The following is a 12,679-nucleotide window of genomic DNA, read 5'->3' on the forward strand; positions in this document are numbered from 1 at the left end:
GAGGTTTTGTATGAGTGGAATATTAGCAGGATTAACAGAGCTATTGCAACCTATGGCGATGATTGCTCTATTTTCTGGTGTATTACTAGGATTAATTGTAGGTTCATTGCCAGGACTAAATGACTCCATAACAATGGCTGTACTAATACCGGTAACTTTTGGTATGGATCCATCAGTAGCATTTTGCCTATTAACTGGGATTTATTGTGCATCTGCTACAGGAGGTTCAATACCTTCAATATTAGTAAAAGTTCCTGGAACAGCTTCAGCAATGGTTACAGCATATGATGGATATCCAATGTCAAAAAAAGGTAAGAGTGGTGAAGCCTTGTCAATTTCGATGAGTTCTTCAGCATTTGGTGGGATATCTAGTTCCTTAGTATTATTATTTCTATCACCTTTCTTAGCGAAGCAAGCTTTAAAATTTGGACCACCAGAATATTTTATGCTAGGAGTACTTGGAATGAGTACTGTTGTTGGTATGGCTGGAAAAAATAAACTAAGAAATATTATAGGTTTATTCATAGGATTACTAATTTCTGTTATTGGTTTAAGTCCTCAAACGGGCTTGTCTAGATTTACATTTGGAAGAATGGAACTATTTGATGGAATATCACTTGTTCCTATGTTAATTGGACTTTTTGGCATAACTTCTGTACTTGAACTTATAGAAACTATTAAAGAAAAGACTGAAGTCTCAATTGACGATATAAAAGTTGAATATACGAAAGTAAGAACAAGTATACCTAAGAAAGAAATGATAAAGAGATTATTTCCAACGTGGGTTCAATCATCACTAATAGGTAATGTTATTGGAATAATTCCTGGTGCTGGTATGGTTATGGCAATATTTTTAGCATACGATCAAGCACAGAGGATGAATCCAAATCTTGAATTTGGTACTGGAGTTCCGGAAGGAATAGCGGCACCTGAAGCAGCTAATAATGCAGTAGTGGCAAGTTCAATGGTTCCATTACTATCTTTAGGAGTACCAGGAAATTCAACATCTGCATTATTTTTGGGCGCACTTACTATTCAAGGGCTTAGAACTGGACCGGGACTATTTAAAGAAACACCTGAAATAGCATATTTAATTATATTAGCATTTTTAGTTGCAAATATAATTATGCTTCCTATGGCATTATTATATTGCAATATATTTGCTACTGCAGTTCTTAAATTAAAAAAAGAAATTTTAAGTGGTATAATACTAATACTTTGTGTAACTGGAGCTTATGCTGTATCAAACAGTAAGTTTAATATAGTAATAATCATTATATTTGGTATACTAGGATACTTATTTAATAAGTATAAGATTCCACAATCCCCACTTATTTTAGCGGCGATTTTAGGAAAGATGATGGAAAATAATTGGATACAAAGTATGGTCTATGCAAATGGCTCAATACTTGTTTTCGTACAAAGACCATTGAGTCTAACTTTGCTTATTGTATCAATAATATTTTTAATACTTCCAATTTTAAAAAGGAGAAAAGATAAAAGTGCAATATAACTTTGATAAATTTATAGATAGAAGTGAAAGCGACTGTAAAAAGTTTCGCCACTCAAAAGAGTTAAATTTTTTACCTTTATGGATTGCTGATACAGATTTTGAAGTACCAGAATTTGTTTCAAAAGCGATGATAGAAAGAGCTAACCATAAGTGTTATGGCTATCCATATGAAGATGAAGAATTTGGAAAAGTAACTGCTAATTGGATAGAAAAAAGACATGGACATAGTATTCAAAATGAAGATGTTGTATTTGTAACCGGTGTTATACCAGGGCTTACCTATATAATAGATGAATTCACTAATCCAGGAGACCATATAGTTTACAATACACCTATATATAATCCTATTATGGAGGCAATAGAAGATGGTGGAAGAGTAAGAGTAGAATCTCCATTTATTAAAATTGACAACGAATACAGAATTGATTTTGAAGATTTAGAAGAAAAACTAAAAAATCCTAAGACATCTTTGTTTGTACTAGTAAATCCACACAATCCTTTAGGAAAAGTATATTGTAAGGAAGAGTTACTAAAGATTCTAGAATTATGTTTAAAATATAATGTCAAAGTTTTTTCAGATGAGATACATTCAGACATTATATTAACAAAAGATAAAAAACATATTCCTTTTGCTAGTTTAAGTAAAGAAGCATCAGATATATGTTTTACAGGATATAATCCAGGCAAAGCATTTAATGTATCTGGTTTAAGAACAGCTTGTATAGTAATACAAAACAAAAACTTAAGAGAAAGATTTATAATTGCTAGAAAAAAATTCAAAGGTATGGGGTTGACTATTTTTGGCCAAGCAGGATATATCGCTTGTTATAAATATGGCCATGAATACGTTGATGAATTGGTTGAATACATCGAAAAAAATTATGAATTTGTAAAAAGCTTTATAAAAGAAAATAACCTAAAAATAACTACTTCAAACTTAGAAGGAACTTACCTTATGTGGCTTGATTTTTCTGAGTATTTCAACAATCAAGAAGAATTGGATGATTTTATAAAGAATAAAGCTCATATATTTTTAAACAAAGGAACTTCTTTTGGAGAAAATGGAAAGTTACACATGAGAATGAATATCGCAACAACAAAGGATTATTTAAAAAAGGCATTAGAAAGATTAAAGGATGCATTAAATGAATCATACTAAAGATTTAATAAACTTTATATATAATTTAAACTATGATTCTCTTTCCAAAGACACCATTGTAAAAACAAAAGAATTAATTTTAGATACGCTAGGAGTAATTTATTCTGGTATTAATTCAGAACAAGGAAAAATTTGGATAGACTATATAAAGCAAACTTCTAATAAAGGCAAAAGTTATAGTCCAGGATTAGAAAAAAATATTGATGTTGAAAGTGCTTCTATGCTAAATTCTGCACTAGGTCACGCTGATGATTTTGATGATCTTCATTCTAAATCAATTGTTCATCCAGCCGTGTTGACAATTCCGTTAGCTTTAGCCATTTGTGAAGATTTAGAACTATCTGGAAAAGATTTGATAGTTTCAATAGTATCTGGATATGAGATAGCTTGTAGAGTAGGAGAGGCTATCAATCCAAAATCATATTATTATTGGCACACTACAGGTGTAGTAGCATCTCTTACAGCTGCAATAGTATCTGGTAAACTTATGAAATTATCCGAAGAAGAGTTACTAAACTCAGTTGGAACAGCAGGTACACAGGCTTCAGGATTATGGCAATTTTTAGAAGACAATGGGATGTCAAAATCAGTGCATGTGGCTAGAGGAGTATCTGATGGATTGTTTTCTTCTAAAATTTCTAAGTTTGGACTTAAAGGAGCATATAGAATTTTAGAAGGAGAAAAAGGTCTAATAAAAGCTTTGTCAAATTTAGATAATGTAGATCGTTTAACACATAATTTAGGGAAAACTTTTAAAATTGATGAAACATCGATTAAAGCATATCCATGTTGTAGACACACCCATTCAGGAATATATGCGGCATTAAAGATAAAAAATAAAATAGAAAATTTGGAATCTATTACTAGTATAAAAGATTATGTTTACGAACCATGCTTTAATATTACAAATAACAGCTCACCAACAACGGACTATGATCATAAGTTTAGTCTGCAATATTGCATAGCTTATGCATTATTAAATGGTGAAATTAATAAAAAAACTTTTAAAGACACAAATATTAAGAATAAAGATTTATTAAACTTGATGTCTAAAATAGAGATAATAAATGATAAAGAAATAAATGAAAGATATATTGAACATCCTAATCAATGGATTCATAAACTTGTAATTGAACTTAAAAATAATGACAAGTTATATGAAGAAATTAAATATCCTTACGGTGATGTAAGAAATTATATTAGTAATGAAGATTTAGTAAGTAAATTTAGGGAAAATACATCAGATAAATTATCCCTAATTCAGCAAGATAGGATGATAGAAGAAATATTTTCTATAGAAAATAGAGAATTATTAAAAGACTTTTTTGAAGAAGCTTTAAAATAAGATATAAGTGAATATATTATAATAAGAAATAAGAATATCGAATTGCTAGAAATAAAAATTTTTCTAGAATAACAATTAATTCAAGTGCTTATAAAAAATCTAAATAAAATAAACTGGCATATATAATTATTTAAATTAAATATTCATTTAAATGAAAAAAAGCTAGAAACTAGATCTTTTTCATTAAATCCTTCTTTGTAATAGAAAAAAGAGGCTCAAAGCCTCTTTTTTCTTTATTTATTATTTTATTTTGCTTCTGCATTTTCTTCTGGTACGTATACTGGATTGTTTCCATGGCCTGGAACTTTTTTAAAGATTCCTGTTACCATAAGAGCGATCGCTCCGTCACCTGTTACGTTACATGCAGTTCCGAATGAGTCTTGAAGTGCAAAGATTGAAAGCATAAGTGCTGTTCCTGTATCGTTGAATCCTAGTACTGAAATGATAAGTCCTAGAGATGCAACTACTGTTCCTCCTGGTACTCCTGGTGCTGCTATTGCAAAGATTCCAAGTAGAAGTATAAATGTAATCATACTTGAAGTTTCAGGTAGTTGTCCAGTTAAAATTTGGGATACTGTCATAACGAAGAATACTTCTGTTAGTACTGATCCGCAAAGGTGAGTGTTTGAACATAGTGGAATTACAAAGTCTCTGATCTTTGGATCTAGAACTTTTGATTTGCTTGCACATTTAAGAGCAACTGATAGTGTAGCTGCAGAGCTCATAGTTCCAAGAGCTGTAACGTATGCTGGTGCATAGTGTCTATAAACTTCTCTTGGGTTTGCTTTACTGATGATACCTGCTATAGAGTATAGTAGAGTCATCCAGATGAAGTGACCAACGATTACGATTAGTATAACTTTTAAGAATACTGGAAGTTCGTTAATGATAGTTCCTTGGTAACTTAATTCGGCAAATGTAACTCCGATATATAGTGGAAGTATTCTGATAACAACCTTGTCAACGATCCAAAGAATTACATTGTTGAATTCTTTTAGAAGACTTTCCCAAGTGCTGCTTCCTGTTCCTAGTACTGCAAGACCAATTAGTACAGATGTGATAAGTGCTGTCATAACTGGCATGATTGGTGAGATTGAAAGCTTGAAGATTGCTTCAGGGATTTCGTTACCTGCACCAACTTGAGATGCGATATTTAGATGTGGAATGATAATTCTTCCTGCTATAAAGCTTAGAGTTGCTGCTCCAACTGATGAAATATAGCATATAAGTAATGAAGTTGAAAGAATCTTACCTGCAGATTCTTTAAGGCTAACGATTGCCGGGGTGATGAACCCTAAGACAATTAGTGGTACTACATATCCTATAACGTCGCCTAGGATTCTTTTGATTGCGTCAATTATTGCAATAAAAGATTCGTTTGAAATATTGCCTACGAATATACCTATGATAATACCTAGTAATAGTTTGAATATTAAACTATTAAAAAAACTTTTCTTTTGCATAGTTCCTCCTTTTTACTGTTAAAATCTATAAATTTATTATATCACTAATTTAACACAAATAGAAGAAAACATTATCTTAACTTTTAATAAAATTTTATTATATAATTATTTTTCTTTTGTACTTGTCAAAAGATCGTTGTAGTGACTACATACCTTATCGAAAGATATTAGATCATCAACAGTTAGAGTTTTAAGTAGTTTTTTATTTGTCTTTAAAATATCTATATTATCGTATCTCTTGTGGGCTAGAGTTACTTCTTCGCCGAGTTCTGTAGTATATAGATGGTATATCTTTCCGTTTTCTACTGAATTTTCTCTAATGATTAAATTTTGTTTTAGAAGTTTTCTGATGGTTTGGGATATAGCAGATGTGGTTCTATTCCAATCTTTTGCAATCGCTGTCACTGTAGTACCAGGATTATCAGAAATATTTGTAAGTATGTGGACCTCCACCATAGTTAGTTCTGGTCCTGCACCGTAGTCTCTTCTTTGGTTAAAATAGTTTGAATATGAGAGGACAAAGCGATACATAGAATCCATAACTAAGTTTAAATCTTCATAATTTTTATCAGTCTCTTCCTTTGGAGCATCAGGCTCTATCCATTGATTAATAATTTTTTTATTGTATATTTCTCTTAATTTCTTTTCCATAAACACCTCTTAATATATTTTATCATTTAAAAAGAAATTAAGCAAAACTTAATTGTTAAGCGGTTTAATTATTTTTGAAGATTTTAAAAATACTAAATAAAAAATCTCCTTATAAGGAGATTTATAAATTTATTCAATTTCTTTTAAGAGATTTATTCCTCTTTCAAGCATATGGGTTGTGATTTGGTGGGTGGTTTTTTCAAAGGTTTCATAGATCAATTTTCCTTCGTCAAAGCTATCTTTTGCAACTTTATAAAATTCTCTATCGTACTCTGGATTTACTACGTCGTCTTCTTCTCCGTGAATCATAAATAGTGGTCTATTTTCCATGTCTTCTATATGAATCATAGGATCCATTTGAAGGGAGAACTCGTACCTTCTATCTAGAGTCCAATCTTTTTCATCTTCTAAACTTTTTATATCTTCTACGATTTTTTGCCAGTTCATGCTTCCGTTAAAGAGGAGAGCTGCCTTTATCTTTTTGTTGAATGTATAGATGGAACCTGCTGTGATTGCACCGAGACTGTGTCCACTTACATATATATTTTCTTCGTCTGCGTTAAATTCTTCTATGGCAGCTTTATAAATTGACACAGATTCTTCTATATTGTGCATAAGGACTCTTAAAAAATAGTCTCTTTTTACTTCATCTTTTTCGTAATCGAGGCTTCCTCTTTCGCCGTGGTATCTCGCTTCTGGTAGGATTACTTGGTATCCATATGATGCGAAGATACTAGCTCTAAATACTTGGTTATTTCTACAGGAGCCCCAGCCGTGGTAAAAGATGATGGTTTTGTACTTATCCCTTTTTTCTTTTGGACGGATGACCCAGGTAGGTATTTCGCCAACTTTTGTATCAATATATTCTAAAAATTCTGATCTTAACATTTTATCCTCCAATCAGGGGGATTTTCCCCGTGCTCTATAAAATATTCATTTACTTTTGAAAATGGTTTGGACCCGAAAAATCCTCTGTATGCAGAAAGTGGACTTGGGTGTGGTCCTTCTATGATTAAATGGTCCCTATTTTTTAGAAGTCTCTTCTTTGATCTTGCGTGAGATCCCCAAAGAATAAATGCCATTGGTTCTTTCTTTTCATCGAGCGCTTCTATAACTCTATCTGTGAAAAATTCCCAGCCAATTTTTGAGTGACTCATAGGTGATCCTTCACGAACGGTTAAGGTTGTGTTTAGAAGCATGATTCCAGAGTCAGCCCAAGATTTTAAATATCCTGTACTTGGGATTTCTACTCCTAAGTCGGAATTTAGTTCCTTATAAATATTTACGAGACTCGGTGGAATTTTAACTCCAGGCTTAACTGAAAATGCCAGGCCGTGAGCTTGGTTGTATCCGTGGTATGGATCCTGCCCGAGGATCAACACTTTGACCTTGTCATAATCTGTTAGACGAAATGCTGAGAACACATCACTTTTCTTTGGATAGATTCTATAATTTTTATATTCTTCTTCCAAAAGTGACATTGTCTCTTTGAAGTAGGGCTTGTCAAACTCATCCTTTAAGACTTCGTCCCAAACACTATTTAACTTCATCTTCTGCCTCCAAATAGATTAGGAAAGATTCTTCTTTTAGATATTCCTAAGAAGCTTAGAAGTTCATTTCTATTTTCTTTTTTAAAGAAGATTACTAATGTGTCGTCCTTTGCAACTTCAGATTTTCCTATTGGGATGATGGCGAGATTATCTTTTCTTATTATTGCGCCTATTACAATATTTTTAGGTGGATTTAACTCTGCCATGGTCTTGCCGATTAGATGTGAATCTTCTTTTAATTTTACTTCTAAAACTTCAGCCCTGTCTCCAAACATGTGGTAGATGTTAAGCCCTGCGTTCTTACCAATAAGGTTAAGAATTTTTCCGACCAAGATTATCTTTGGATTTATGACCGCATCTACAGGAAGTGAGTCGATAAATTTATTGTAAGTTCTAGAATAAACTTTTAAGATTATATCTTTTATTCCGATTCCAGATGCGAGAAGTCCTACGGCTATGTTTAGCTCATCTTCTTCTGTGGAAGCTATGAGTACATCCGCAGTTTTGAACTCTTCTTGTGAAGATTTAAGTTCATTTTTAAAATTGTTTTTAATTACAAATGCTTCTGGATATTTCTTGCGAAGGTCCGCAACCTTTTCGTCGCCCTCTTCCACAATTTTTATATTCATTTCAGTTACATTTTCTACAAGAGCTCTAGTTAAGTCTGAGTCGCCGATGATAGTCATTTCCTTTTTCTGTCTATGTTCTTCAAAATAAAAATAAGTATTTTTTAGAGAAATTATATCTGACGAAAGACCCATTACATAGATTAGGTCGTCTCTTTCTATTATGGTCTGTCCGGTTGGGATGATAAGCTCGCTATTTCTTAGAATTCCAACCACTCTAACGGTTGATAATAATCCTATATCTTCTAGCTTTTTATTTACAAAATCCTCTGCGTACTGAGCTTTTATGCTTGAGAGAAGTACCTTGCCACCGGCGAATATATCTGACTTAAATCCAATATCTTCTTCCACCATCTTCACGATGTACTTAGACGCTTCTAAATCTTCATTTATAATATAATCTATTCCAAAGGACTCTTTATTTTTTATGATGAAATTTATGTCGTCGTACCTATTCACCTTGGTGATGATATTTTTTGCTCCATATTTCTTGCACATTTTTGAAAGTACAAAGTTTAAAAAGTCATCATCTTCTAAGATAAGAGAGTAGTCATAGCTTTCTAATTTAAGTGAAGATAAAAATTCGTCATCCAAAAGATTTCCAGAGATAATCTCTGCAGATTTTTTGTCGAAATCATTGTAGAATTTGTCAGGATATCCGACTACTGTTACTTCATCGTCATATATTTCTAAATTTTTAACTACTTGTTCTGATATTAACTTGGTTCCAAAGATTATAATCTTCATATCTAAAACCTTTCTCCCGCTCTAACTAGGATTTTGTATCCTGGGATTTCTTTCTTTATTTCGTTGGTAATTCTATCTACCATTTCTTTTCTTTCCTTGGTACTCTTAAGGAGATTGCCGTCAATAACCGCATCGAAGCTCAAAGTTTCCGATGTGATTATAAGGTCATGAAAATCTACAAATCCGTTTAATCTGTCCATGACACTTCTAATCTTTTCCTCTGCTTTTATATATTTTTCTCCAGTCATTCCCTGTGGTTCGATGTGTATGATAAGTCTTATGCCCATTTCGTCCCCGACTTCTCTTTCAATCTCACTTATGATTGCGTGGGCGGTGTAGATATCCATCTCGTGAGGGAGTTCTACATCCACTATGGCAAACTTATCTTCTGGACCGAAGGATACGATTCTATAGTCGTGGGAATCCACCACATGATCGTATGAATTGATCCTCTTCTTTAACTCTTTTATCAAATTTTCATCAGGACTTGCTCCTATGATATCAGAGACCGTATCTCTTATTAGAGAAAATGCTGAGTAGATGATAAATATTGATACGATTATCCCGGCAACTCCATCTACGTGGAAGTTGAAGAATTTATTTGAAATAATATTTACCATTACTACTGAAGTAACTAGCACATCTCCTAGAGCGTCGGTCCCCGTTGCGATAAGGGGAGTAGAATTTATTTTGTGACCTAAGTGTCTATAAAATGTAAATAGATATACCTTTACTGCGATTGATAGAAGAATCAATATAAACGCCAGGTTTGAATAGCTATCTATGGTTCCATCTTTAAGTCTTTTAAAAGATGCAATTAAAAATTGAACTCCAACTGCAAATACAAATATGCAAATTACCATTGCTGCTAAATATTCTATTCTTCCGTGACCGTAAGGGTGCTCCTTGTCGGGAGGTCTCTTGGAGAGTTTCACTCCGACTATGGTAACCACTGCACTCATAACGTCAAATACATTGTTAACCCCGTCTGCCAACACAGACACTGAGCCGGATACGATTCCAATTACGACCTTAACCAGTGAAAGAACTACGTTTGATAAAATTCCCATGAGGGAAGCGTAGGTTGTGATCCTTTCACGATTTTCGTGGGGAGTATCGTATCCGCCGAGTTTTAAAATAATATTTTCCATAAATCACCTAATTTGTTTTAAGTCTAGAGTTTGACCACTCACTAACTACTTTATAAAGGGTTGCAAAAAGTGGAACGAATAACCACATGCCTACCACACCATATAAAGATCCACCGACAACCACTGCAAAGAGTGACCACATAGGCGGAATGGAAAGAGAATTTCCAACGAGCTTTGGATCTAGAATATTTCCTTCTAGTTGTTGAAGCACAATTCCAAGGATAGCGTAAATAAGTGCCTGTGTCGGTGACTCGATAAGGATGAATAATACTCCGAGAAATACTCCTATAATAGGTCCGATAAGTGGAACTAAATCTGTGGTGGCAGCTATTACTGCAATCATGCTAGGGTAAGGAAGACCAAGAATCATCATCATGATAAATGTCACAATACCCATGATGGATGCCTTAATAAGTTGTGCCTTTACGAAGTAATAAAAATTATTTTTAGTCATTGAAAGCACGTGTTTAACATAAGGAGCCTTTTCTAAAAATATTGCATCTACAAGTTTCTTAGCTTGGTAAGAAAGATGTTCCTTGTCTGCCAAAATATAGATCGTAAATATAAAAGAGAAGAAGGCATTGGCAATGGAACCAAAGATTCCTGATGCAGTTCCTAAAACTGACTTAGCGATAGATGAGTTAGATCCATCGAAAAATCCTTTTATCCTGTCGAAAAGATGATTCCAGCTTAGATTGTTTACAAATTTATCGAGCTTTTCTCCATAAGCTTCTGTGAAACTATATGATTTTAGAAAGTCTATCGACTTTTGTGCAATGGCAGGCAGATTTTTTTCAATAGTTACAACAGCATTTATAAGTTGTGGAACTATAAGAGCTATAACAAGAGTTATAATTCCAAAGGTTAAAATCAAAGTCAAAATAATAGAAATAGGCCTTATAAATTTTTTAAACTTTTTAGATTTAACTTTATTTAATAATTTTTCTATAAAATTCATAGGAATAGTAAGGACGAATGCTACTGCACCGCTTACTAAAAAAGGAGTTGTTACTCCGATAATATTTAAAAGTATTGTTTTAATCGCCTCAATATAAAAAAGGGCTCCAATTAATAAAATGGCGCTAAAGACAATATTTCGTATGTTTTTATAATCAAATTTAGTCATTTTTACCTCAAAAAAATTAGACGAAGACATAGAGTCTTCGCCTTTCAATTAAGCTTCTGCTTTTTCTATAGCACCATTCAAAGCTTCAACCAAAGTGTTAACGTCCATGCCGTGTACCATTGCAGCTTCTTCAAGAGATTCCATTTGGCTAGCTGGGCACATAACACAGCCAAGACCAAAGCTCATTAAAGTTGATACTGAATTTGGATGATCTTGAATAATTTGTCCAATAAGCATATCTTTAGTTACTTTTTTCATAAGACACCTCCGTAAATAATATACCCATTAGGGGTCATAAACATTCTATCATAGGCGAGAAATTATGTAAATTAAAACGCCTAATAAGATGAAAAAATACAAATAAACTTAGATTTGAATAAATTAGAAATGTAGTTTTAATTCCAATGTGATATACTGATAATGAATATGGTACAAGGAGGACGAAATGAATCAGAAACAATTAGATAAACTAAGAAATAACAAAGGATTTATAGCAGCGCTTGATCAATCAGGAGGATCAACACCAAAGGCTCTTAGACTTTATGGAATAGGCGAAGATAAGTACAGCTCAGAAGAAGAAATGTTTGACCTAGTTCATAAGATGAGAACAAGGATTATAAAATCACCATCATTTAGCGGAGAAAAAATACTTGCAGCAATCCTATTTAAGATAACCATGAACTCAAAAATAGATGGCAAGTACACACCAGATTTTCTTTGGGAAGAAAAGAATGTAGTTCCAATTCTAAAAGTAGATGAAGGCTTGGCTGAAGAGGAAAACGGAGTTAAGCTAATGAAGGAAATGAAATCCATAGACGAACTACTAGAAAATGCAAAAGAAAGAAATATCTTCGGTACCAAGATGAGATCAGTAATTTATTCCTACAATGAAGAAGGAATAAAAGCAGTAGTTAAACAACAATTCGACTACGCAAAGAAGATTGCAAATGCAGGATTCGTTCCAATCATCGAACCAGAAGTAGACATTCATGCAGAAGAAAAAGAAAAAATCGAAAAGTTCCTACACGAAATAATGATTGAAGAACTAAAAAAACTTGGCGAAAAAACCTATGTAATGTTTAAGATGACACTTCCAGAAGTTCCAAATCTATATGATGATTTTAACGATTTTCCAAATGTAGTCAGAGTTGTAGCACTATCAGGCGGATACTCAAGGGAAGAATCAAATAGAAGATTAAAAGAAAACAGAAGAATGGTAGCATCATTCTCAAGAGCTTTAACAGAAGGACTCCAAAACGATATGACAGAAGAAGAATTCGATAGACTTCTAGGAGAATCAGTAGAATCCATCTACGACGCATCATCAAATAAATAAAAAAAATAAGCA

12 protein-coding genes are annotated in these 12,679 nt (G+C 33.0%); 4 read left to right on the forward strand and 8 right to left on the reverse strand.

Annotation, left to right across the window (positions count from 1 at the left end; translation table 11 throughout):
- The first annotated feature begins 10 nt into the window (after positions 1 to 10).
- From HMPREF9225_RS03335 to HMPREF9225_RS03345, 3 genes are read left to right on the forward strand one after another with little or no spacing between them, the layout of a single operon-like run.
- The gene (locus tag HMPREF9225_RS03335) at positions 11 to 1,513 is read left to right on the forward strand and encodes a tripartite tricarboxylate transporter permease (protein ID WP_008901529.1); all 1,503 of its coding nucleotides are present in this window, start codon (positions 11 to 13) and stop codon (positions 1,511 to 1,513) included.
- Positions 1,503 to 2,672, forward strand: coding sequence for a MalY/PatB family protein (locus HMPREF9225_RS03340; protein WP_008901530.1), 1,170 nt, complete (start codon positions 1,503 to 1,505; stop codon positions 2,670 to 2,672). The genes HMPREF9225_RS03335 and HMPREF9225_RS03340 overlap by 11 nt, the downstream gene beginning before the upstream one ends.
- On the forward strand, positions 2,659 to 4,017 hold the full coding sequence (locus HMPREF9225_RS03345) for an MmgE/PrpD family protein (RefSeq protein ID WP_008901531.1): 1,359 nt from the start codon (positions 2,659 to 2,661) through the stop codon (positions 4,015 to 4,017). Before HMPREF9225_RS03340 ends, HMPREF9225_RS03345 begins: the two co-directional genes overlap by 14 nt.
- Positions 4,018 to 4,262: 245 nt before the next feature.
- On the opposite strand, the gene HMPREF9225_RS03350 is transcribed toward HMPREF9225_RS03345, so the two are convergent.
- From HMPREF9225_RS03350 to HMPREF9225_RS03385, 8 genes are all read right to left on the reverse strand, one after another.
- The gene (locus HMPREF9225_RS03350) at positions 4,263 to 5,480 is read right to left on the reverse strand and encodes a dicarboxylate/amino acid:cation symporter (protein ID WP_008901532.1); all 1,218 of its coding nucleotides are present in this window, start codon (positions 5,478 to 5,480) and stop codon (positions 4,263 to 4,265) included.
- 105 nt (positions 5,481 to 5,585) lie between these two features.
- Complete coding sequence (locus tag HMPREF9225_RS03355; RefSeq protein WP_008901533.1) at positions 5,586 to 6,131, reverse strand: MarR family winged helix-turn-helix transcriptional regulator; 546 nt, start codon at positions 6,129 to 6,131, stop codon at positions 5,586 to 5,588.
- A 129-nt stretch (positions 6,132 to 6,260) separates the two neighbouring features.
- Positions 6,261 to 7,019 carry an alpha/beta hydrolase family protein gene (locus HMPREF9225_RS03360; protein ID WP_008901534.1) on the reverse strand — a complete coding sequence of 253 codons (759 nt, stop codon included), beginning with the start codon at positions 7,017 to 7,019 and terminating at the stop codon, positions 6,261 to 6,263.
- Positions 7,013 to 7,681 (reverse strand): uracil-DNA glycosylase, encoded by a 669-nt coding sequence (gene ung, locus HMPREF9225_RS03365; protein WP_008901535.1) that lies wholly within the window; start codon positions 7,679 to 7,681, stop codon positions 7,013 to 7,015. The genes HMPREF9225_RS03360 and ung overlap by 7 nt, the downstream gene beginning before the upstream one ends.
- On the reverse strand, positions 7,678 to 9,054 hold the full coding sequence (locus HMPREF9225_RS03370) for a TrkA C-terminal domain-containing protein (protein WP_008901536.1): 1,377 nt from the start codon (positions 9,052 to 9,054) through the stop codon (positions 7,678 to 7,680). The genes ung and HMPREF9225_RS03370 overlap by 4 nt, the downstream gene beginning before the upstream one ends.
- A gap of 2 nt (positions 9,055 to 9,056) precedes the next feature.
- Complete coding sequence (locus HMPREF9225_RS03375) at positions 9,057 to 10,205, reverse strand: cation diffusion facilitator family transporter (protein ID WP_008901537.1); 1,149 nt, start codon at positions 10,203 to 10,205, stop codon at positions 9,057 to 9,059.
- A 7-nt stretch (positions 10,206 to 10,212) separates the two neighbouring features.
- Positions 10,213 to 11,331: an AI-2E family transporter gene (locus HMPREF9225_RS03380; protein ID WP_040551610.1), complete on the reverse strand. Its 1,119-nt coding sequence runs from the start codon at positions 11,329 to 11,331 to the stop codon at positions 10,213 to 10,215.
- A 48-nt stretch (positions 11,332 to 11,379) separates the two neighbouring features.
- Complete coding sequence (locus tag HMPREF9225_RS03385) at positions 11,380 to 11,589, reverse strand: DUF1858 domain-containing protein (protein ID WP_008901539.1); 210 nt, start codon at positions 11,587 to 11,589, stop codon at positions 11,380 to 11,382.
- Between the two features lie 187 nt (positions 11,590 to 11,776).
- On the opposite strand from HMPREF9225_RS03385, the gene HMPREF9225_RS03390 reads away from it, so the two are divergent.
- Entirely contained in the window at positions 11,777 to 12,667 is an 891-nt protein-coding gene (locus HMPREF9225_RS03390) for a fructose bisphosphate aldolase (RefSeq protein ID WP_008901540.1), read from the forward strand.
- Positions 12,668 to 12,679 lie beyond the last annotated feature (12 nt).

Source organism: Peptoniphilus duerdenii ATCC BAA-1640, assembly GCF_000146345.1.
GTDB classification, from domain to species: domain Bacteria; phylum Bacillota; class Clostridia; order Tissierellales; family Peptoniphilaceae; genus Peptoniphilus_B; species Peptoniphilus_B duerdenii.

What these genes read in the sequence shown, in the direction of transcription:
- HMPREF9225_RS03335 (WP_008901529.1), top strand. Translation starts at nt 11, where the DNA reads ATGAGTGGAATATTAGCAGGATTAACAGAGCTATTGCAACCTATGGCG.
- HMPREF9225_RS03345 (WP_008901531.1), top strand. Translation starts at nt 2,659, where the DNA reads ATGAATCATACTAAAGATTTAATAAACTTTATATATAATTTAAACTAT.
- HMPREF9225_RS03350 (WP_008901532.1), bottom strand. Translation starts at nt 5,480, where the DNA reads ATGCAAAAGAAAAGTTTTTTTAATAGTTTAATATTCAAACTATTACTA.
- HMPREF9225_RS03355 (WP_008901533.1), bottom strand. Translation starts at nt 6,131, where the DNA reads ATGGAAAAGAAATTAAGAGAAATATACAATAAAAAAATTATTAATCAA.
- HMPREF9225_RS03360 (WP_008901534.1), bottom strand. Translation starts at nt 7,019, where the DNA reads ATGTTAAGATCAGAATTTTTAGAATATATTGATACAAAAGTTGGCGAA.
- ung (WP_008901535.1), bottom strand. Translation starts at nt 7,681, where the DNA reads ATGAAGTTAAATAGTGTTTGGGACGAAGTCTTAAAGGATGAGTTTGAC.
- HMPREF9225_RS03370 (WP_008901536.1), bottom strand. Translation starts at nt 9,054, where the DNA reads ATGAAGATTATAATCTTTGGAACCAAGTTAATATCAGAACAAGTAGTT.
- HMPREF9225_RS03375 (WP_008901537.1), bottom strand. Translation starts at nt 10,205, where the DNA reads ATGGAAAATATTATTTTAAAACTCGGCGGATACGATACTCCCCACGAA.
- HMPREF9225_RS03380 (WP_040551610.1), bottom strand. Translation starts at nt 11,331, where the DNA reads ATGACTAAATTTGATTATAAAAACATACGAAATATTGTCTTTAGCGCC.
- HMPREF9225_RS03385 (WP_008901539.1), bottom strand. Translation starts at nt 11,589, where the DNA reads ATGAAAAAAGTAACTAAAGATATGCTTATTGGACAAATTATTCAAGAT.
- HMPREF9225_RS03390 (WP_008901540.1), top strand. Translation starts at nt 11,777, where the DNA reads ATGAATCAGAAACAATTAGATAAACTAAGAAATAACAAAGGATTTATA.